Genomic DNA, 21,596 nt, shown 5'->3' with positions numbered 1-21,596 from the left:
AAACTCAAGTAAAGCTTTATAATAATTTGAGTTCTTATTTAATTTTTATAATTTATCCCCTTTTTAAAAGTTACCTTCATGGGGATATAATTAGTATTCCCCATGAAGGACCTTGTTATATAAATTTTATAAAAAGGGGTCGCTTATTTATATATATCATATCCAAACCACTTTTCTGATAACTTAGAAAGAGTACCCTCTTTCTTTAATTCATCTAAAGCCTTTTGAACTTCATCCCTTAAAGTTGTATCTTCTTTTCTAAAACCTATGCCTACAGGTTCACTAGTTAATTTAACATCTAATAAAACTAGATCTCCACCACGTTTTTTAAGATAATATCCACCAACTTGTCCATCTGCTATTACTGCATTTATTCTTCCTACAGCTAAATCATTAAAAGCTTGTGTTACCCCATCATACTTTTTAAGTTCTTTAATGCCTTCAATTTTACTTGCAGAAACTTCTCCTGTGGTACCCATTTGACATCCTATTATTTTACCTTTTAAATCTTCCACAGTCTTTATATCTTTTTCATCTTTTTTAACTACTAATTTTTGTCCACCAACTATATAAGGTTCGCTAAAATTAATTTCTTTTTTTCTTTCATCTGTTATGCTCAGTGTTGAAAGTATCATATCATATTTTTTAGATTTTAATGATAAAATTATTCCTGACCAATCATTAGTTATAATTTCTAATTTAACTCCTAACTTTTTAGCAATTTCTTCTCCTAAATCTACATCAAATCCAACAAGATTATGCTTTTCATCTCTAAACTCCATAGGTGGGTATGTATCATTAAGCCCCATTTTTAATACCCCTTCTTTTTTCACCTTTTCTAGAGTAGATAGATTTTTTTCATTTTTATTATTTTCTTTATCAGCTGTATTTTTATTACCACATCCTACAATAAGTAGTGTTGATAGCAAAAATACTCCTAATATTGAAAGTATCTTTTTCATAGCCCCAACTCCTTTTATTTAATTTGCCCCCTTCATTGATTATGATTATACATCTTTATTTATATTTATGCAACACCTTTTTTAAAAAACTTTTTATATCTTTTCATATTTTATAATTTAAAAATTCCATGTATACGCTTTCAAATCTATATTGTAGCCATTTTATTTTATTGTTCCTATATAATATTATTAAATCCCATGAAAATCCTCTTTCGAATATTTATACATAAATTCATGCATAAACACTACAAAATATATGGGGACGGGGCTTTAATATAATAAATATCAAAGCCCCGTCCCCATATTTACACTCATTTACAATATCATTTCTTACATATATAATTTATATATATTTTAAGTTTCATTATATAAGGAGAAAATAACTATGCTTAATGATATAAAAATAGAACTACAAAATATAGCTGATACTATAAAAGCAATTACGAATGTAGATGTAACTATAATGGATAGAAATTTAAAAAGAATTGCTGCTACTGGTATTTTAAAAAATAATATAGGAAAGTTCGTCCCTAAAAATTCTGCCTTTCACAAATCTTTAACTACAGGAGAACAATATTTTATAACAGATCCTCCAAATCATAATATTTGCTTGGACTGTTATAACAAAGAAAATTGTGAGGAGAAAGCAGAATTATGCATACCTATTAAAGATGGAAATAATATAATAGGTGTTTTAGGCATGTGTATATTTGACGATGAAACAAAAAACAACTTTATAAATAAGCATGAGGATTATAAAAATTTTGAAAGTAGATTAAGCAGTCTTATATCCACTAGAATAAATGAAAAAAAGTTAGGCTTTCTAATAGAGTATCGTTCTTCTGAACTTATGACATTAATAAACTCTTTAAATGAAGGAATTATAATCTTAAATAACAATAAACAAATTTTATCCATGAATTACTATATTAAAGAAAAAGCTAACCTTTATAACATTAAAGAGCATACAAATATTAAAGAAATTCTACCCGAAAAAATTTTAGATAGATTATTCTCAAAAAACTTTCATGGAGAAATAGGCACTTTTGAAGTAAATCAGTTTAAATTCATACTAAATTCTTCTCCCATAATGGTAAAAAACGAAAAAAAAGGAGTTGTTTTAGTATTTTCTGATTTCCACAAGATGCAGGAATCCATATTAAAAGCTAATAAGAGTTCTAATATAGTAACTTTTGATGATATCATAGGTGAAAGTGAAGCTCTATTAAATGCAAAAAGGCAGGCTATTCAAATTGCCGAGGAAGATATATCCGTTCTTCTCCTTGGTGAAAGTGGTACAGGTAAAGAAGTTTTTGCAAGAGCCATTCACTTTGCTAGTAGTAGAAAAAATGAAGTATTTATGCCTATAAATAGTGGAGCTATTCCTGAAAATCTAATAGAAAGCGAACTATTTGGCTATGAAAAGGGCGCCTTTACTGGTGCTAATACTTCCGGTAAAATGGGTAAATTTGAATTAGCAAAGGATGGAACTGTTTTTTTAGATGAAATAGGAGACCTACCCATGCATATGCAAGTAAAACTTTTAAGGGTTTTAGAAGAAAAAGAAATCATAAGAGTAGGTGGAAATGAAACTATAAAGGTAAACCCTAGAATAATATCTGCAACTCATAAAAACCTATACAAAATGGTTACAGAAGATAAATTTAGAGAAGATTTATTCTACAGATTAAATGTTGTTCCCATAAATATACCACCCCTAAGAGAAAGATCCTACGACATAATCATTTTAGCTAGATATTTCCTGAAAAAATATAATAAAATATATGGAAAAGATATACTTGGATTTACAAATGAATGTGAAAAAAGTCTTTTAAGATATTCTTTTCCTGGCAATATAAGAGAACTTAGAAACTTAATAGAATACTCCATAAACTTTGAAAAAGGGAAATATATAACCACTGATACCTTAAATCAAAAATTAAATTCCCCTATTAATATTGGAAAAGATTTAACTCTTGCTGAAATGACTAAACTTTATGAAAAAAATATTTTAAAAAATTACATAAATAAATATGGTGATGATATAGATGCTAAAAAAAATATTGCTAAAAAATTAGGAATAAGTATAGCAACTTTATATAGAAAATTAGAATAACAAAGTAACAAAGGCTTAAACAAAAATTAATGTTTAAGCCTTTGTTACTTTGTTATTCTATAGATTCCGCAATTTTTTCTAAGGTCTTAGTTGGTATATTACCCTCTATATTATATTCTACGCCATTCTTATTACTATTAATACTCTTAATCTCTTCAGTAGAAGTAGGTTTATCAACATTATCTTTTGGAATATCTTGATTATTATCCTTATTTTTTTCATCTTCCTTTGGATTTTTTGATCCATCTCCATTTTCAAATGCTGTTTTATCCCCTTCAAGAACTTTTAATTCTAAAAAGTTATCACTATTAGGATTTTTATAAGTTATTTTTAAAACTTTAGAACCATAGGCTGTTTCCATATCTATATTAGCTACATCATATCCTTTAGGAATATATGAAGGTAAATTTATCTTTCCACCCCAAAGCTTTTCAGCTCTAGCTAACATTTCTTTTTCTGTCAATTTAGGTTTCTCTTTCTCTTCATTGTTTTTAGGTTTTTCCTTATTAGGATTTTTTTCATTCTTAATTGGTTTTTTATTTTCTTTATTAGTTGGACTATTATCTACCTCATTGGTATTACTATTATTTTTAGAATTATCCACTACATCTTCTTTTAATTTTTCTTCATTTATTTTTTCATCCTTAATATCTTTAATTTCTTCCTTCTTATCTGTATCACTTTTATCTTTCAAATTATCTGGTTTTTTCACTTTTTCATTATCATCCAATACAATGTTCTTTTCATTATTGTCAGTATTTTTTCCTAGTGAACCACTATTCATAAACTTACTATATTTGAAAAAGGAAAAAGTGAAAAACATTATTAAAATAGAAGACACCAAAGCTAATCCTCTCATACTTGCATATGAGAATTTGCTCTTTCTCCTAAATGGCTTCTTAAATGGTTTAACCACATTATTATCTTCTTTTTTAATCCTGCTCAACGTTCTTAACTTTAAATCTTCAGTTACATAAATATCTTTTAATTCATTATCTAGTGAATTTTTAATAAAATTATTTCTATCCACCATATCCACTCTTCCTATCTTCTAAAATATTTTTTAACATTTGTCTACCTCTATAAAGTCTACTTCTTACCGTACCTTCTGGTATCTTTAGTATTTCTCCTATTTCCACCGTTGAAAATTCTTCATAATAATAAAGTAAAATCACATCTTTATATTGTTCTGGTAATGACATTACCTTTTTTAATATGTTTTCTCCATCTATTTTATTTATTACCTTCATTTCCATGTTTTCTTCGGTAGCGGATATTTCCTCTTCTCTTTCTCCCATAAAAGACATCCTTCTCATCCAAGCACTTTTAAGTATATCCTTACAAGTATTAACAGTAATAGTCATAAGCCAGCTCTTTTCTTTTTCTATATCTTCTAATTTGTCCATATTTTTATATACTTTTATAAAAACTTCTTGGAAAGCGTCTTCTGCCATACTCTTGTCTTTAAGGTACATATATGCAACCCTCAATACATCATTACCATAATTATCAATTAAATTTTCTACCTTATCGTGCATATTGCATAAATATCCGAAGGGATATTTTCCTCCTCCCCTATAAATAGAACGAAATACATCTCAACTTCGCTCCATTTTTATTCAAACTTTATTTTATTCTCAATCTATCTTATATGGAGTTGGGCTTTTATAAGATTAGTAGTTATTCTCGTTATTACAATACTAGATTCTTTTTCCTGTAATATTTCTTCTAAAATATCAGCAATATTTTTATCAAAACTTTTAACTACAGTACCATACCTTGTAATAATAACACCTATATCTCCCTGTCTTTTAAAATATAGATTGTCCCACTCTTTTAACCCATAATCTTTATTCACTATATTTAAAGTTATGCCTCTTTCATTAAATATGTTAATAAACCTATTATATTTTTCTTTAAGTTCCTCATACTCCTCTTTTAACTTTCCGACTTCTTCTCTTTTATTTTTTATCTTTTGTTCCAACTTATGTATATCTTCAATATATTGTTTACTCTTTTCATTTAAATTTTGTATTTTTTCTTTTTTCTTTTCAAAATAATATTTATTTATTTTAAAATTACTGGTATTATTATTCATAAATACACATCCTTATTCCATTATATTCTAGAACAAAAGAGGTGTTAATATTGGAAAAAATATTAAAATTCATTAATAGATTTATCTTAATTTTATCAAATTTTCTAAGAAAATTAAATAAACTAATACTAACACACCATAAGAAAAATATGGTTATATTAAATAAATTCCTTAAAAATCATAAATCTATAAAAAATGAATTCGACCCTTTAATCAAAGAAAAGTCTACAAAAAATACAGAATTACTATGTAAATTAAATAATTTGCAAAAAATGGATAGTAATCTTTCTAATGAAATTAAAGATCTAAATTTTAAAAATGAACAAATGCATAAAAAAATTAAAATATTAGGCGATTTAATAATAAACAAATAAAACTTCATCTTCAATATTTTATAGAAGTTGAAGTATTATTCTAATATTTTCAATCACCTATATGTATAGTTTTATGATAACTCATTTTTTATTATTTCTCTTATGTTATTTGCCAATTTATTTTTATATTCTTTATCTAACTTATCTAAATATATAGGTTCCTTTATTATTAACCTTACTTTTCCAGGTCTTATTTTTTTATTTTTATTTTCTTCCCTTAACTTATAAGTTCCATCAATGGCTACTGGAACTACAGGCACTCCCGATTTTAAAGCAAGTTTCATGCTTCCTTGTTTAAACTCGCCAATTTCACCTTGTTTATTTCTAGTCCCCTCTGGGAAAATAACCATAGAATGTCCTTTTTTCAAATTATCTATTCCCTTATTTATAGCCTTAACAGATTCCCTTATATTTTCTCTATCTATAAATACACAATTTATCATTTCCATCCAATCACTTATTATTTTAATTTTTTTAATTTCTTTCTTTGCAATAAACCCCATAGGTCTTCTTATTCCAGCTAATAAAACTGGTATATCAAATAAACTTTGATGGTTAGCAACATATAAACAATTTTCTTTAGGTAAATTCTCTAAACCCTGAACTTCTAAATCTATTTTCACATTTTTCAATATGTAGTCAGACCAATTCAAAACATAATTATTTATAAACTTTTCAGCCTCATCGTTTCCTTTAGTTTTTCTAATTTTTTCAACCTGTTTTTTCTTAAAAGCTGTTTTTATCATATATGTCCCAAATCGAATATATAGAAAAAAATTATTCATGCTAATCTTCTCCAATCTTTGTCTAGTTATAATCTATTACATTATAACATATAAGGCTTTATATAAAAAACAAATTTTATACTGTCAAGACCAAATTTATTTTTAATTAATAATAATTATGTATAAAATATCTTATATGGTTTATAATACCTTAATAATATATATTCACAGGTGGTTTATAATGTTAAAAAACAATAGTAAAACTTTAAAATTATTAACAATACCAATATTAGTATTATTTATTTTGGGCTTAATTTTCAAACTAAATTTAAAAGTAACTGCTGATAATAATTTAGATAAGAATTTTGTAGAAATTCATTTTATAGATGTAGGCCAAGGAGATTGTACTTTAATAAAAGGAAATAAAATAAATATATTAATAGATTCTGGATCCAAATTATATAAAGATAAAGTTATTTCTTATCTAAAAAAAGAAAATATAAAAGAAATTGATTTATTAGTAGCTACACACCCTCACGAAGATCACATAGGATCTATGTCTTATATTATAGATAAATTTAAAATAAAAACTTTTTATGCTCCAAAAGTCAAAGAAAATACTCCCTGTTTTTATTCAATGATAAAATCCTTAAAAAATAAAGACTTAAAAATAACTCCCATTAAAGCTTTAGATAAAATAAATCTTTCTGAAGATTTAAAGTGCACAATATTAGCACCTAATTCTTCTAATTATAACTCCCTTAATAATTATTCTATAGTAATGAAAATTTCGTTTAAAAATAACTCTTTTTTATTTACAGGAGATGCCGAAAGTATAAGTGAATCTGAAATGCTTTCAAAAGATTTGGATCTTAGAGCTGATATTTTAAAGCTAGGCCATCATGGAAGCAATACCTCATCTACAGAGCCATTTTTAAAAGAAGTCTCTCCTAGTATAGCCATTGCAAGTTGTGGAAAAAACAATCCCTTTAATCATCCTTCTATTAAAGTTGTACAAAGGCTAAAAAAAGAAAATATACAATTTTTCAGAACAGATATAGATGGGGATATAGTTATATATTCCAATGGCAAAAATTTAATACGAGTATATAAATAATGAAAAATGAATAAGGAACAATGAACAATTATTGATATTTTTCAATTAAAAAAGCAGAACTTTAAAAGTTCTGCTTTTATGTTCTTAATAATATACAATTTAATGTTAAAAATGGCTCCGTGGAAAGGATTCGAACCTTCAACCCTTCGGTTAACAGCCGAATGCTCCACCGTTGAGCTACCACGGAACATTATTAAACCTGGCAATGTCCTACTCTCCCACAAGGTTGCCCTTGCAGTACCATTGGCGCTTAGAAGCTTAACCATCGTGTTCGGCATGGAAACGGGTGTTACCTTCTAGCTATAATCACCAGATATTCTTTCAAAATTGCACAGAGTAATATTTTTGATCAAGCCTTCGATCTATTAGTATCAGTCAGCTAAATACATTGCTGCACTTACACCTCTGACCTATCAACCTTGTGTTCTTCAAGGGATCTTATTGACTTACGTCATGGGAAATCTCATCTTAGGGTGGGCTTCACGCTTAGATGCTTTCAGCGTTTATCCCTTCCTGACTTAGCTACCCAGCTGTGCCACTGGCGTGACAACTGGTGCACCAGAGGTCAGTCCATCCCGGTCCTCTCGTACTAAGGACAGCTCCCTTCAAATTTCCTACGCCCGCGACGGATAGGGACCGAACTGTCTCACGACGTTCTGAACCCAGCTCGCGTGCCGCTTTAATGGGCGAACAGCCCAACCCTTGGGACCTACTCCAGCCCCAGGATGCGACGAGCCGACATCGAGGTGCCAAACCTCCCCGTCGATGTGGACTCTTGGGGGAGATCAGCCTGTTATCCCCGAGGTAGCTTTTATCCGTTGAGCGATGGCCCTCCCACGAGGAACCACCGGATCACTAAGCCCGACTTTCGTCCCTGCTCCACCTGTATGTGTCGCAGTCAGGCTCCCTTATGCCTTTACACTCTACGCGCGATTTCCGACCGCGCTGAGGGAACCTTTGGGCGCCTCCGTTACTTTTTAGGAGGCGACCGCCCCAGTCAAACTGCCCACCTAACAATGTCCGGCAACCTGTTTCAAGGCTTTCCGTTAGAATTTCAGTACTATCAGGGTGGTATCCCAAGGGTGACTCCACAGAAACTGACGCTCCTGCTTCCAAGTCTCCCACCTATCCTGTACAGACAATACCGAAATTCAATGTTAAGCTACAGTAAAGCTCTACGGGGTCTTTCCGTCCTATCGCGGGTAGCAAGCATCTTCACTTGCACTACAATTTCGCCGGATTTGCTGTTGAGACAGTGCCCAAGTCATTACGCCATTCGTGCGGGTCGGAACTTACCCGACAAGGAATTTCGCTACCTTAGGACCGTTATAGTTACGGCCGCCGTTCACTGGGGCTTAAGTTCACCGCTTCGCTTACGCTAACAGATCCCTTTAACCTTCCAGCACCGGGCAGGCGTCAGCCCCTATACATCAGCTTTCGCTTTAGCAGAGACCTGTGTTTTTGATAAACAGTTGCTTGGGCCTATTCACTGCGGCCTGCCGTGAAGCAGGCACCCCTTCTCCCGAAGTTACGGGGTCAATTTGCCTAGTTCCTTAACAGCAATTCTTCCGATGGTCTTAGGATTCTCTCCTCACCTACCTGTGTCGGTTTGCGGTACGGGCACCAACATTCTCCATAGAGGCTTTTCTTGACAGTGTGGAATCAGGTACTTCGCCAAAATAGGCTCCCCGTAACACCTCAGCTAAGCTTGACGGATTTGCCAATCAAGCACGCCTAAGTGCTTAGACACACATCCAATAGTGTGCATACCTTATCCTTCTGTGTCACCCCATCTGTCAAACGAAAGTTGGCGGTATCGGAATATCAACCGATTGTCCATCACCTACGCCTTTCGGCCTGGGCTTAGGTCCCGACTAACCCTGAGCGGACGAACCTTCCTCAGGAAACCTTAGGTTTTCGACCAATAAGATTCTCACTTATTTCTCGCTACTCATGCCAGCATACTCACTCCTGTACAGTCCACCGCTTCTTACGATACGACTTCTACCCATACAGGAAGCTCCTCTACCATTCTATTGAATCCATAGCTTCGGTGGTAAGTTTGAGCCCCGGACATCTTCGGCGCAGGATCTCTTGACTAGTGAGCTATTACGCACTCTTTAAATGAGTGGCTGCTTCTAAGCCAACATCCTAGTTGTCTTAGAAATCCCACATCCTTTTCCACTTAACTTACACTTTGGGACCTTAGCTGATGGTCTGGGTTGTTTCCCTCTCGACTACGGATCTTATCACTCGCAGCCTGACTGCCTGGATAAAAGTATATGGCATTCGGAGTTTGATAGGGTTCAGTAACTGTTGTCAGCCCCTAGCCCATTCAGTGCTCTACCTCCATTACTCAATAACCAGACGCTAGCCCTAAAGCTATTTCGAGGAGAACCAGCTATCTCCGAGTTCGATTGGAATTTCTCCGCTATCCACAGGTCATCCCATGGTTTTTCAACACCAACGTGGTTCGGTCCTCCACGGAATTTTACTTCCGCTTCAACCTGCCCATGGATAGGTCACTCGGTTTCGGGTCTACAGCATGCAACTAGTCGCCCTATTCAGACTCGGTTTCCCTTCGGCTACGCACCTTAAGTGCTTAACCTTGCTACATACCGTAACTCGCTGGCTCGTTCTACAAAAAGCACGCGGTCACACATTAACGTGCTCCCACTGTTTGTAAGCATACGGTTTCAGGTTCTATTTCACTCCCCTTCCGGGGTTCTTTTCACCTTTCCCTCACGGTACTGCTTCACTATCGGTCACCAGTTAGTATTTAGCCTTGGGAGGTGGTCCTCCCTGCTTCCCACAAGGTTTCACGTGTCTCGTGGTACTCTGGATTAGACCTAAAAGACATAATTTTTTTACCTACAGGACTATTACCTTCTGTGGTAGAGCGTTCCAGCTCTCTTCGATTAAAGTCTGTCTTCGTTATGGTCTATCCACAACCCCAGAAATAAATTTCTGGTTTGGGCTCTTTCCTTTTCGCTCGCCGCTACTAAGAAAATCGATTTTTCTTTCTCTTCCTCCGGGTACTTAGATGTTTCAGTTCCCCGGGTATACCCCCATAAACCTATGTATTCAGTTTATGGTACATACCGTTAGGTATGCAGGTTTCCCCATTCGGAAATCTCCGGATCACAGGCTATTTGCGCCTACCCGAAGCTTATCGCAGCTTATCACGTCCTTCATCGGCTACTGGTGCCAAGGCATTCACCATATGCCCTTTGTAGCTTGATCTTATAAATTATTATTAACTTCGTATTACTGCGTCAATAAGTTCGCTGCGTTGCTCATTTAGCTTTCGCTAAACTCTGCTACTCGCTTCACTTATTTCCTTGCACTACTCGTTTCTAATAATTTCTAGTATTACTAATTTAAAGGTTTAATTTACCTTAGTTTACTCTGTGCAATTTTCAAAGAACATTTTGAACTTCTCAAATTATGAGAGGTTCTTCTTCATGGTGGGCTTAAATGGACTCGAACCATCGACCTCACGCTTATCAGGCGTGCGCTCTAACCAGCTGAGCTATAAGCCCCCATTCTATATGGTGGAGATAAGGAGATTCGAACTCCTGACCCCCTGCTTGCAAGGCAGGTGCTCTCCCAGCTGAGCTATACCCCCATAAATAAAAAAATCTCTACAACTTTCTATTAATTATTGAATAATTAATAGTAGCTTTTAGTATTTTTTATTATTTATATTTAATTATTAGAGACAATAAGTCTCTCAAAATTAAACAGAGAATATAAACCAATATTTTACTCCTTAGAAAGGAGGTGATCCAGCCGCAGGTTCTCCTACGGCTACCTTGTTACGACTTCACCCCAATCATTAACCCCACCTTCGGCCGCTGGCTCCTTACGGTTACCTCACGGACTTCGGGTGTTGCCAACTCTCATGGTGTGACGGGCGGTGTGTACAAGGCCCGGGAACGTATTCACCGCAACATTCTGATTTGCGATTACTAGCAACTCCGGCTTCATGCAGGCGAGTTTCAGCCTGCAATCCGAACTGGGATGGGTTTTTGAGATTTGCTCCACCTCGCGGTATTGCTTCTCTCTGTACCCACCATTGTAGCACGTGTGTAGCCCTGGACATAAGGGGCATGATGATTTGACGTCATCCCCACCTTCCTCCCGGTTCACCCGGGCAGTCTCATTAGAGTGCTCAACTTAATGGTAGCAACTAATAATAAGGGTTGCGCTCGTTGCGGGACTTAACCCAACATCTCACGACACGAGCTGACGACAACCATGCACCACCTGTCTCCCTGTCTCCGAAGAGATTTCCTCAGTTACGAGTAATTCAGGGGATGTCAAGTCCAGGTAAGGTTCTTCGCGTTGCTTCGAATTAAACCACATGCTCCGCTGCTTGTGCGGGCCCCCGTCAATTCCTTTGAGTTTTAGTCTTGCGACCGTACTCCCCAGGCGGAATACTTAATGTGTTAACTGCGGCACAGAAGGTTGGACCCTCCTACACCTAGTATTCATCGTTTACGGCGTGGACTACCAGGGTATCTAATCCTGTTTGCTACCCACGCTTTCGTGCCTCAGCGTCAGTTACAGTCCAGGAAACCGCCTTCGCCACTGGTGTTCTTCCTAATCTCTACGCATTTCACCGCTACACTAGGAATTCCGTTTCCCTCTCCTGTACTCTAGATGCCCAGTTTGAAATGCAGCCCCTAAGTTAAGCCTAGGTATTTCACATCTCACTTAAGCATCCGCCTACGCACCCTTTACGCCCAGTAAATCCGGACAACGCTTGCCACCTACGTATTACCGCGGCTGCTGGCACGTAGTTAGCCGTGGCTTCCTCATCTGGTACCGTCATTATCGTCCCAGAAAACAGGGTTTTACGATCCGAAAACCTTCATCACCCACGCGGCGTTGCTGCGTCAGGGTTTCCCCCATTGCGCAATATTCCCCACTGCTGCCTCCCGTAGGAGTCTGGACCGTGTCTCAGTTCCAATGTGGCCGATCACCCTCTCAGGTCGGCTACCCATCGTTGCCTTGGTAAGCCATTACCTTACCAACTAGCTAATGGGACGCGGGCCCATCTCAAAGCAGATTACTCCTTTGGTTAAAGTTTCATGCGAAACTCTAACTTTATGCGGTATTAATCCTCCTTTCGGAGGGCTATTCCCCTCTTTGAGGCAGGTTGCCCACGTGTTACTCACCCGTCCGCCGCTAATCCACTTCCCGAAGGAAGCTTCATCGCTCGACTTGCATGTGTTAAGCACGCCGCCAGCGTTCGTCCTGAGCCAGGATCAAACTCTCAATTTAAAAGTTTAATCTTTATCAACTGTATAATTGATAAACTTTGCTCATTACTATTTTTTGATTCTCAATAAGAATCGACTGGCTTATTTCTCTGTTTAATTTTCAAAGACCTATTTGTCTGTCGCAATCAAGCGACTTTTATAGTATACAACTTCAAACTTACTTTGTCAATACTAATTTAATTTTTTTCTTAAATTAGTTTCGAAGTTGCCCTCAGGTCCTAAGCTTTTATAATAAACAGCTTGTTCTCCGTGGGACATGTGTTATTGTATCATAGATAATATTAATTCCTATCATTAAAATAATGCTTAAAATTAATTTATCTTTATAAATTATCAATATTCGTCTTATATCGCTGTTTTTTTACTAATGATACGCTAGATAAAGTTTATTTGAAAATTTACATATTTCTAGTTGAAAATACAAACAAAAGAACTCCTATGATTTAACATAGAAGTCCTTTTTAAAAAGTTTATGAACTACAAGGAGAAGTATAATTTGCTACAACTCTAACCCTTAAATCTAATGATTCACATAAATCATGTTGTGGTAATAAAAAGTCAAATGTTCTACGAACTGTTCCACAACTTCTTCCATGTCCACAGCATCCTTTATCATATACTAAACCATCATCTGAACTAGATGTGTATTTATCTCTACTTGCAACAAAGGTATCAGCTTTAAATGCTAAAACTTTGCCATATTTATTAATAACTATACAACCTACAGTTATTTCTCTACCATAACATACATTTCTTAATACAACCCTTGTCCTTAGTAACCTAGTTTCTGATCTGCTAATATCTATAGGATCTAAACTAGCAGTTTTACACAATTCACAAGGATTAAAATGAATTGACTGTGTCATTGAATCATTTTCACAAAATCTACTTAAATCAAGTTCTTCATCCATAGAAAAATCACTAATTTCTATATCATCTTTATAAATATTTATATCATCCATGTATATCTCACCACCAATAATATTAGTTAGTATTTTTTAATACCTATGCTACAGTATATGACTTTTATACTAATTTGTTTACATTATTCCCAACGAATTTCGAAAAATCCATTTTCCTTCTCCATATCATATTCTAGTTCTATATCTATATTCTCTGATTTGCTATCATTTATTTTTATATTTTCTTCTTTTATTTTGCTTTTATTTTCTATACTTTTAAGTATTTTATCCGTTTCTTCTTCCATTATTTTTAAAGGTGTGTCCCTGTTTTTTTCCTCTTTGACTTTTTCCACTAAAATACCTGCTAATATAAGTAAAGATACACTAATTTCTCTATGATTAATTTTATTAGCTAAAACATCCTCTGCAAAAATAATTACCTCTTTTTTACTAGCCCCGTCCCCTTCAACTCCTTCAGCTACGTCAATTGGTATAAAGGATGTAAAGGACTTAGATGTATTACTAGAACATCTTTTTTTATCCTTAGATGATATATATATTATTTCTATATCTATAAGTCCATTAAAAAAAACTTTGTCTTGTCCTTGAGTATTTATCCTTTTACTTTCCAATACAGAATATTTCAAGATAACTTTTTCTATTTTTTCTATATCATCATATTCTTCAGGAATTTTAAATTGAAAATTTAAATATATTTCTTTTCTTGGATAGCTTAATTCATATTTGCTTATTTCATCTTGAGAAGCAATACCTTCTATATGCATACTTTTTACCCCTTTCCTTAATTATTTTATTACCGGTGCTAATAAAGTTTTTGTCTTTAATACAAACTCTCTCTTATTTACTATCTTTATACCCACATCTTCTAATGCTACATATGCTGTTTTCACATTTATATTTTTATTATCATAATATAAATTTCTATAAAAAGGAATTTTATAATATAATTTGTGATGTTTCTTTTCTGATTCTATAGACATATAGTAAACCTGTATATCCATATACGCTGCTATATTTAAATTACATCCTCTATATAGCTCATCCTTTTTTATAGATTCTATTGAAATATTTATGTCTATCTTCTCTATTTTATCTATGTCAAATACACCATCGGATATTTTCAAAGTATTCCATTCCCATTTTTCCGCCTTTGGAATGTTTTTTACATATTCAGGAATTTTATCCTCAGGGGTGATTCCTCTTACAACTATGTCATACTTTCCCATAATAGTACCTCCTATGTTTTTAATCCATAATACATACTATGATTAAGCACGTTAAAATGAGCATAAAAAAAAGAAGACCTAAGTCTTCTTTAAAACTATATGGTTACTACATTGAAGATAGCTAATACTAACAATATTACCCCTATAAATATTCTATATATAGCAAATATTCTCATAGGTTTTCTTTGTAAGAACTTTATAAACTTTTCTATAACTACTAAAGACACCAAAAAAGCTCCTACAAATCCTACTATTAACGCTATAAACTCAATGTTAGTCATAATAAATCCGCTTTTTACTAATTTTAAACCTGATGCTCCCACCATAACCGGTATAGCTAAGAAAAATGAAAATTCTGCTGCAACTACTGGTGAAAGTCCAGCTATCCATCCTCCCATAATAGTAGAAGCTGATCTTGACATACCTGGCCACAATGCTAAGCACTGAAACATTCCTACAAGTATAGATTGTCTTAATTTTATACCGTATAAATTTTTAGTTTTACTTTTTCGTCTATATTTATTTTCTACAACAATCATAAGTATACCACCAACTACAAGTCCAATAGCTACTGTTACTGGGTTAAATAAATACTCGTCTATGTAATCATCTAATAAAAAACCAAATATAGCTGCAGGAACGCATGCTACAGCTAAGTTTATCCAAAATCGTAACCCTCTTTTATCTGGTGCAAATATATCCCTTACACTATTAATTAACTTGTCCCAATAAATTACGACTACTGCTAAAATAGCTCCTAGTTGTATTACTACATTAAATAAATTTGCATAATCTCCTTTAAAATTAATAATATCAGATACAAGTATTAAATGTCCTGTTGATGATACCGGAACAAACTCTGTTAAACCTTCTACTATTGCAAGTAATATTGCTTTTAATATTAGAAGCATTCCATCACTCTCACTCTCTATAAATGAATTTTAAAAATAACCCTATACATTATACTACTTTTTTTATCATTGTAGTATGAATATGAGTAAAATTTATAATGCTAATTTATTTTTCATCTGCCACATATTTTAAATTTACTTCTCTTATCACATTTTTCTTATCCAAAGATAATCTTATATTATTTTCTCCTTCTTTTAAAGGTATAGTAAAATAATTATTTATTTCCATCCATTCATTATTATTTATACTTATATAAAATCCTTTTAACATCCCGCTGTCCTTAAAAGCTGCTCCATAAAGTATTATCTCATTATCTTTCTTATTATCTTCTGATGTTTTTTTAGATAATATTAGTGTAGGTATCTTGTCTTTATTTTCAGATTGCTTTTTTGCAGTTGTGGGTGGTTTGTTAAATACTACGTCTCTATTTACAAATATAGTAGGACGAATTAATCCTCCTTCTATACAAATCTCTGGCATAATTCCTTTAGGAACATAGGTAACAAAAGAATTGCTCTTAGGTATGCCATGTATATTATTATCTATTTCTATAGTATATGTGTACATATAAGGCTTCATCTTTTTAACATACTTTTCTATATTTTTAACACCTTTTGTGTTTACATTATCAAGACCTTTATTAAGTAATTCTATTGCACTTAGTGGCTTTCCTTCACTCTCCATATAGGTATTGCCTGCTACATCTAACATTACCCATTTTCCATATTTGCTACTCCAAACTTCACAAACTTTATAATAAGGATTCTTATCATTATGTTGACTTTCTTTTATTCTAAATTCTCCTTTTCTTACATATAAACCTAAGGATGATGCGCACTGACTAAATACTATAGAAAATTCTCTATCAGAAAAGCTACTATTATTCTCTGCTTGCTTTAGTATACTTATAGCGTCCTCCTTTGTACTTATACTACCCTTATTAAACTCCATTTTATGATTTATCCAATTCATTATATTTAAAGCCTTATCCAATTCATCAGCACTATCTTTAACTACTTCATCTAAATCATATTTTGCTTTTAATTTTTGTAAATTAGGGTCCTTCTCTAACTCATAGTAGAAAACTATATTATCTCCTTCATAAAAATTTTCCCATTTAGTAGTGAATACTCCTTCTTGAGATTTTTTATTATCACATCCAATAAAATTTACACTCACCGTAGCCACAATTAAAGAACACACTATAATTTTTTTTAAAATACCTTTAAAGTCACAATTCTCCATAAGATCTTCACCTCAAACCTAAAAATAGTTTACCAAATAGTCATTAATAGAACAATACAAATTCTGGTATTCCTAGCTTTTCATTTCCCTTAGCTTTTTTATATTGATCTAAAAGCTTTTTACCCTTTTCATAATTTTCATCTATAGTCTTTTTATTATATTTATCCATTTTACTACTTGAATAATTTTTAGCTGCTCTTAAATTGTACATTCCTCTTTCTAAATCTGTATTAACAGTTATATAATAACACCCTGCATTGTTTAAAGTTAATGGATCATTTTCATCTTTTTTGTAAGCTTCTCTTATTTCTTTTATTGCTTCGGTATTATTACCACTTAAAAAATATATAGTTCCCAAAGTCCTATTATATTTTGCAGTTTCAGGACTAATTTTAATACATTCTCTTAAAACTTTCTCTGCTTCTTTATTTTCATCTTCAGATATATAAGTTAACGCAATATTATATTTCAGCTCTGCATCTAATGGTTTTACTAACTCTGCCATTTTAAAATACTTCAATACTTTTTCCATATTTTCTTCTTTTTCTAAAAAATAATTTGCTGTATTCATCATTATATTTCCATTATAAGGTTCCTTACATAAAGCTATATAAAAGAACGTGTCTGCACTTTTATCACTCTCATTATCTTTTTGTTTCCTTAATATTTCAGGCATTAAAAGAGCATAATTATCCACATAATTTTGATTTTCATAAATAGATTTTATACAGTATTCCTCTGCCTTCTTTAAATCTCCCTTTGACAAGTAAAACCAAGCAGCTGTATGATATGCTCTATAATCATTTTTATTTTCCTTTAATAGGTTGTCTATTACTTCTTGAGCCTTATCTTTTTCTCCCTTATTCATCAATATAGAAGACTCTATAGCCTTAGGAACTATTTTCCCTATATCTTCTCCCTTTAAACTTTCCATTATTTTTTCTGCTTCTTCTACTGTTTCCAAAGTTCTGGAGTATACTTTAGCCCTCCACATTCTATAAGCTAATTCCTCTGGCTCCTTTATGGATAATTTTGATATTGTATCCAATACTTTATTTCTATTATTCATTGCTTCATGGACGATTACATCATATACTTTATATTCATCTTTATTTAAATGCCAAGCTTTTTTTAAATATTCTAATGCTTTTTCTTCCTCTCCAACATTCATAAGCATATCAGAATACTTTGCCATATCATAAGAAGATTTATCATCTAATGGATAAGATTTTAATAACTTCTTTGCCTTTTCATATTCCTTATTAAAAAGATAGGCTGAAAACATGGAGGTTATAAGTGTTTTATCTTTAGGATTTTCCTTTAAAAATTCTTCTCCATCTGTTAATGCCTTTTTATAATCACCATTAATTAATTGAATATAAGTTACATAACTTAAAGATTTAGGTTCTCTTTTATCGCTATTTTTTATTTCCTCTACATATTGTATGGTTTTATATTTATCATCTTTTAAGGAATATACTCCTGCTATTTTAGATTTCCATACTAAAGCACCATCTTTTTTATAGGATTTCTCATATTCTTCTAAAGCCTTATCATAGTCCCCCTGTATTAAATATTTATCCCCTTTACTATTGGAAATATGCTGTGTATTCTTTAATGAAAATCTATAAGTTACTAAAGATAGTAATACTATAATCACAGATAGACCAATTAAAATTGTTATGCATTTATTCATAAATATGTCTGTTATCCTAGATTGCATACAACCATTTTCACTATTATTTTCCGGTTTCAAGCTGCTCAACTTAAGCACCTCCCATTATATATTAAATAAATATTATCAAATATCCATTTAAAAAGCTACAATAAAAAAAACCACAACACGATTTTTTAATGAACAATGAATAATTTAGGTAGATTAGCTGTTCTATAAATTAGTTCGTTTAGAGAAGCTAAACATCAGGTGTTCATTAAATAAAAATTTTGTATAACAAAATTTTTATTTAATGATGTATAATATGCATATATAAAAAATTATATTATAATACATAATGAAACTTAGTTCTTTAGGGGGAATTATATGGTTAAAAATAAAAAAGGAATTGGTAAAAGCATTCTTATATTCATATTGCTGGGAATCCTTATATTAACAGGAACTATTTCTTACATTATTTATTATTCAATTAATAATAAAAATAATTTATCTAAAATACAACATGATGGTAATATAAAAAAAGATAACACTCAAAACAAAAAAGATGATTCTATTAAAAAAGACATGTTGTCTGAAGTACTGCTTAGTTTTGCAGGTGATTGTACCATAGCTACTGATCCTAGCTTTGCTTATGAAAATAGCATTGTACATATTTACAATAAAAATGGAAAAGATCCTTCTTACTTTTTTAAGAATGTAGCTGACATATTTAAGAAAGATGATTTGACTATTGTAAATTTAGAAAATAATTTTACTGAATCTAAGGATAAAGCTAATAAACAATTTACATTTAAAGCTCCTAAATCATATGCAAAATCATTACCTGCTGGTTATATAGAAGGTGTAAATATCGGGAATAATCATATATATGACTATAAACAAATAGGCTTTGAAGATACAATAAATACCCTTAAAGAAAACAATATAAATTACTTTGGTGAAGGATTTAAGTGGATAAAAGAAATTAAGGGTGTTAAATTGGGATTCTTAGGCTATAGAGGTTACAATGACTATCCACAATTTAGAACTCAAATAGAAAATGAAATAAAAGAACTTAAGGATAATGGATGTAATGCAATTTTAGTTAATTTTCACTGGGGTATAGAATCTCAATATTATCCAATAGAAACTCAAAAAAACTTGGCTCACTATGCTATAGATAAGGGAGCTGATTTGATAATTGGTCACCATCCCCATGTACTTCAAAGTATAGAAAAGTACAAAAATGCTATAATATGTTATAGTTTAGGTAACTTTTGTTTTGGAGGAAACTTTAACCCTAAAGACAAAGATACTATGATTTTTCAAATAAAATATAATTTTAAAAATAAAGAAATTGAAAACTATGATGTTAAAATAATTCCTTGTAGAATATCTTCTGTTAATTACATAAATGATTATTGCCCAACTCCACTGCAAGGAAATGAAAAAGATAGAGTTTTAAATAAAATTAAAAATCTATCACCTAAGGCTGGCTTTGAAATATCTGATAAATTTTATAAAATAAATATAAAGTAAAAATGTATAATAAAACAAAATTTATACAAAGGAAGTGTCTAAAATTAATATAAAATCTTATTTAAGCATTTTGATATCCAAAATTGTAATATTTCTATCCAGAAAACTTTTAAAAGGAGGTACTAATTTCCCAGGAAAAGTAGCATTAAAAATAGATAACAATATTTTAAAAGTAGTAGCAAAAGATTATAAAATTATATTAGTTACTGGTACTAATGGCAAAACTACAACTACCAGTATGATTTACAATGTGTTAAAAGATAGTGGGAAAAAAGTTATTACAAATGCTTCTGGTGCAAATATGTTGCCAGGAATAGTAACTTGTTTTGTAGAGAATTATAAATTTAATAAAGATAAAAGTTCTTTTCCAGAAAAAAAATATGCTGTTATAGAAGTTGATGAAGCAAATGTGCCTCTTGTAACAGAATATGTGATTCCTGAGTTTATAACTATTACAAATATTTTTAGAGATCAGTTAGATAGATACGGGGAAGTTTATACTACCTTAAATAAAATATTAGAGGGTATAGAAAAAGTTCCTTTCTCAACTTTAGTTTTAAATGGAGATGAAGCATTATTTTCAGAAATTAATTTGCCTAATCGAAAAATTTACTATGGTTTTAAAAAAGCAATTAATGATACTAAAGGAGAAGACATAAATACCGACTCAAAACTTTGTAAAAAATGCAATCACCCTTATACTTATAATTTCTTAACTTATAATAATTTAGGTGATTTTTATTGTGAAAACTGTGATAGTAAAAGACCTGAACTTAATTATTTTGTAAATGAAGTTATAGAACTTACATCTGAAGGATCAGCTGTTGTTATAAATGGAACTCAATATTACATAAATCAACCTGGTGCTTATAATATTTACAATGCTCTTTCTGCATTCTCTATAGCAAGAGAATTAGGTATAGAAAAAAATATAATAACCTCTTCTTTTAAAAATCAAAAAAGTTCCTTTGGTAGACAAGAAGAATTAAATATTGAAGGAAAAGAAGTTAAAATAATATTAGTAAAAAATCCTGCTGGATGCGATCAAGCAATAGATACAATAGCTTTAGATAATAGGGAAATAAATTTAGTAACTATTTTAAATGATAATACTGGAGATGGAAAAGACGTCTCTTGGATATGGGATGTAAATTTTGAAAAACTTAATTCCCTAAACATATCCAAAACAATAATATTTGGTAGTAGGCTTTATGATATGGCCATTAGACTTAAAATAGCTGGTCTACCTTATAATGAATTTTCTATTTGTCAAGACTACGAAGGTGTTTTATCAGAAATAATATCATCTAAAGGCGATACCTTCTACGTTTTAGTTACATACACTGCTATGCTTGAATTTAGGAAATTTCTTCATAATAAAAAATATATAGAAACTCTTTGGTAGTTTTAGGAGGTG

Annotated in this window: 16 protein-coding genes, 3 tRNA genes and 3 rRNA genes; 5 read left to right on the top strand and 17 right to left on the bottom strand. The window is 31.8% G+C overall.

The window, feature by feature from the left end; genetic code table 11:
* Positions 1-143 precede the first annotated feature (143 nt).
* Entirely contained in the window at positions 144-962 is an 819-nt protein-coding gene (locus CKV72_RS02165; protein WP_089865129.1) for an ABC transporter substrate-binding protein, read from the bottom strand.
* 385 nt (positions 963-1,347) lie between these two features.
* On the opposite strand from CKV72_RS02165, the gene CKV72_RS02160 reads away from it, so the two are divergent.
* A complete protein-coding gene (locus CKV72_RS02160; protein ID WP_089865127.1) occupies positions 1,348-3,078 on the top strand; it encodes a sigma-54-dependent Fis family transcriptional regulator in 1,731 nt (576 codons plus the stop codon).
* Between the two features lie 52 nt (positions 3,079-3,130).
* On the opposite strand, the gene CKV72_RS02155 is transcribed toward CKV72_RS02160, so the two are convergent.
* The 3 genes from CKV72_RS02155 to CKV72_RS02145 all read right to left on the bottom strand — a co-directional run bounded on the left by CKV72_RS02155 (position 3,131) and on the right by CKV72_RS02145 (position 5,176).
* Positions 3,131-4,111, bottom strand: a complete 981-nt coding sequence (locus tag CKV72_RS02155; RefSeq protein ID WP_095177348.1) for a DUF4367 domain-containing protein — start codon at positions 4,109-4,111, stop codon at positions 3,131-3,133.
* Entirely contained in the window at positions 4,101-4,616 is a 516-nt protein-coding gene (locus CKV72_RS02150) for a sigma-70 family RNA polymerase sigma factor (RefSeq protein ID WP_089865123.1), read from the bottom strand. The genes CKV72_RS02155 and CKV72_RS02150 overlap by 11 nt, the downstream gene beginning before the upstream one ends.
* A gap of 104 nt (positions 4,617-4,720) precedes the next feature.
* Entirely contained in the window at positions 4,721-5,176 is a 456-nt protein-coding gene (locus CKV72_RS02145) for a hypothetical protein (RefSeq protein ID WP_095177347.1), read from the bottom strand.
* A gap of 50 nt (positions 5,177-5,226) precedes the next feature.
* Between CKV72_RS02145 and CKV72_RS02140 the strand changes: the two genes are divergently transcribed.
* Complete coding sequence (locus CKV72_RS02140; RefSeq protein WP_089865117.1) at positions 5,227-5,550, top strand: hypothetical protein; 324 nt, start codon at positions 5,227-5,229, stop codon at positions 5,548-5,550.
* 71 nt (positions 5,551-5,621) lie between these two features.
* Here the strand turns inward: CKV72_RS02140 and CKV72_RS02135 are convergent, their stop codons facing one another.
* Entirely contained in the window at positions 5,622-6,335 is a 714-nt protein-coding gene (locus CKV72_RS02135) for a lysophospholipid acyltransferase family protein (protein ID WP_095177346.1), read from the bottom strand.
* 181 nt (positions 6,336-6,516) lie between these two features.
* Here CKV72_RS02135 and CKV72_RS02130 point away from each other — a divergent pair, with 181 nt between their 5' ends.
* Positions 6,517-7,392 (top strand): ComEC/Rec2 family competence protein, encoded by an 876-nt coding sequence (locus tag CKV72_RS02130; protein ID WP_089865111.1) that lies wholly within the window; start codon positions 6,517-6,519, stop codon positions 7,390-7,392.
* 112 nt (positions 7,393-7,504) lie between these two features.
* On the opposite strand, the gene CKV72_RS02125 is transcribed toward CKV72_RS02130, so the two are convergent.
* The 12 genes from CKV72_RS02125 to CKV72_RS02070 all read right to left on the bottom strand — a co-directional run bounded on the left by CKV72_RS02125 (position 7,505) and on the right by CKV72_RS02070 (position 18,751).
* Positions 7,505-7,579 (bottom strand) — tRNA-Asn (locus tag CKV72_RS02125).
* Between the two features lie 10 nt (positions 7,580-7,589).
* Positions 7,590-7,706: ribosomal RNA gene (rrf, locus tag CKV72_RS02120) — 5S ribosomal RNA — on the bottom strand.
* Positions 7,707-7,737: 31 nt separating this feature from the next.
* A 23S ribosomal RNA gene (locus tag CKV72_RS02115) occupies positions 7,738-10,635 on the bottom strand.
* A gap of 222 nt (positions 10,636-10,857) precedes the next feature.
* Positions 10,858-10,934, bottom strand: a tRNA-Ile gene (locus CKV72_RS02110).
* Positions 10,935-10,944: 10 nt separating this feature from the next.
* Positions 10,945-11,020 (bottom strand) — tRNA-Ala (locus CKV72_RS02105).
* A 148-nt stretch (positions 11,021-11,168) separates the two neighbouring features.
* A 16S ribosomal RNA gene (locus CKV72_RS02100) occupies positions 11,169-12,681 on the bottom strand.
* The 16S, 23S and 5S rRNA genes sit together here with 3 tRNA genes alongside, the layout of an rRNA operon.
* A 469-nt stretch (positions 12,682-13,150) precedes the next feature.
* Positions 13,151-13,642, bottom strand: a complete 492-nt coding sequence (locus CKV72_RS02095) for a hypothetical protein (RefSeq protein WP_242868141.1) — start codon at positions 13,640-13,642, stop codon at positions 13,151-13,153.
* A gap of 83 nt (positions 13,643-13,725) precedes the next feature.
* On the bottom strand, positions 13,726-14,367 hold the full coding sequence (locus tag CKV72_RS02090; protein WP_095177345.1) for an SPOCS domain-containing protein: 642 nt from the start codon (positions 14,365-14,367) through the stop codon (positions 13,726-13,728).
* 21 nt (positions 14,368-14,388) lie between these two features.
* Complete coding sequence (locus CKV72_RS02085; protein WP_089867282.1) at positions 14,389-14,829, bottom strand: hypothetical protein; 441 nt, start codon at positions 14,827-14,829, stop codon at positions 14,389-14,391.
* A gap of 95 nt (positions 14,830-14,924) precedes the next feature.
* The gene (locus CKV72_RS02080) at positions 14,925-15,740 is read right to left on the bottom strand and encodes an undecaprenyl-diphosphate phosphatase (RefSeq protein WP_089867286.1); all 816 of its coding nucleotides are present in this window, start codon (positions 15,738-15,740) and stop codon (positions 14,925-14,927) included.
* Positions 15,741-15,846: 106 nt separating this feature from the next.
* Entirely contained in the window at positions 15,847-16,986 is a 1,140-nt protein-coding gene (locus CKV72_RS02075) for a transglutaminase-like domain-containing protein (RefSeq protein WP_089867289.1), read from the bottom strand.
* Between the two features lie 43 nt (positions 16,987-17,029).
* Positions 17,030-18,751: a tetratricopeptide repeat protein gene (locus CKV72_RS02070; protein ID WP_089867292.1), complete on the bottom strand. Its 1,722-nt coding sequence runs from the start codon at positions 18,749-18,751 to the stop codon at positions 17,030-17,032.
* A 276-nt stretch (positions 18,752-19,027) separates the two neighbouring features.
* Here CKV72_RS02070 and CKV72_RS02065 point away from each other — a divergent pair, with 276 nt between their 5' ends.
* Both CKV72_RS02065 and CKV72_RS02060 read left to right on the top strand, forming a co-directional pair.
* Positions 19,028-20,179, top strand: a complete 1,152-nt coding sequence (locus tag CKV72_RS02065; protein ID WP_095177344.1) for a CapA family protein — start codon at positions 19,028-19,030, stop codon at positions 20,177-20,179.
* A 34-nt stretch (positions 20,180-20,213) separates the two neighbouring features.
* A complete protein-coding gene (locus CKV72_RS02060) occupies positions 20,214-21,584 on the top strand; it encodes a Mur ligase family protein (protein ID WP_089867297.1) in 1,371 nt (456 codons plus the stop codon).
* The last annotated feature ends 12 nt before the right edge of the window (positions 21,585-21,596 follow it).

The organism is Clostridium cochlearium (genome assembly GCF_900187165.1).
In the GTDB taxonomy this organism is placed as follows: domain Bacteria; phylum Bacillota; class Clostridia; order Clostridiales; family Clostridiaceae; genus Clostridium_G; species Clostridium_G cochlearium.
The sequence above is the reverse complement of the archived record's forward strand: the minus strand, read 5'-3'. Positions and strand labels throughout refer to the sequence as shown.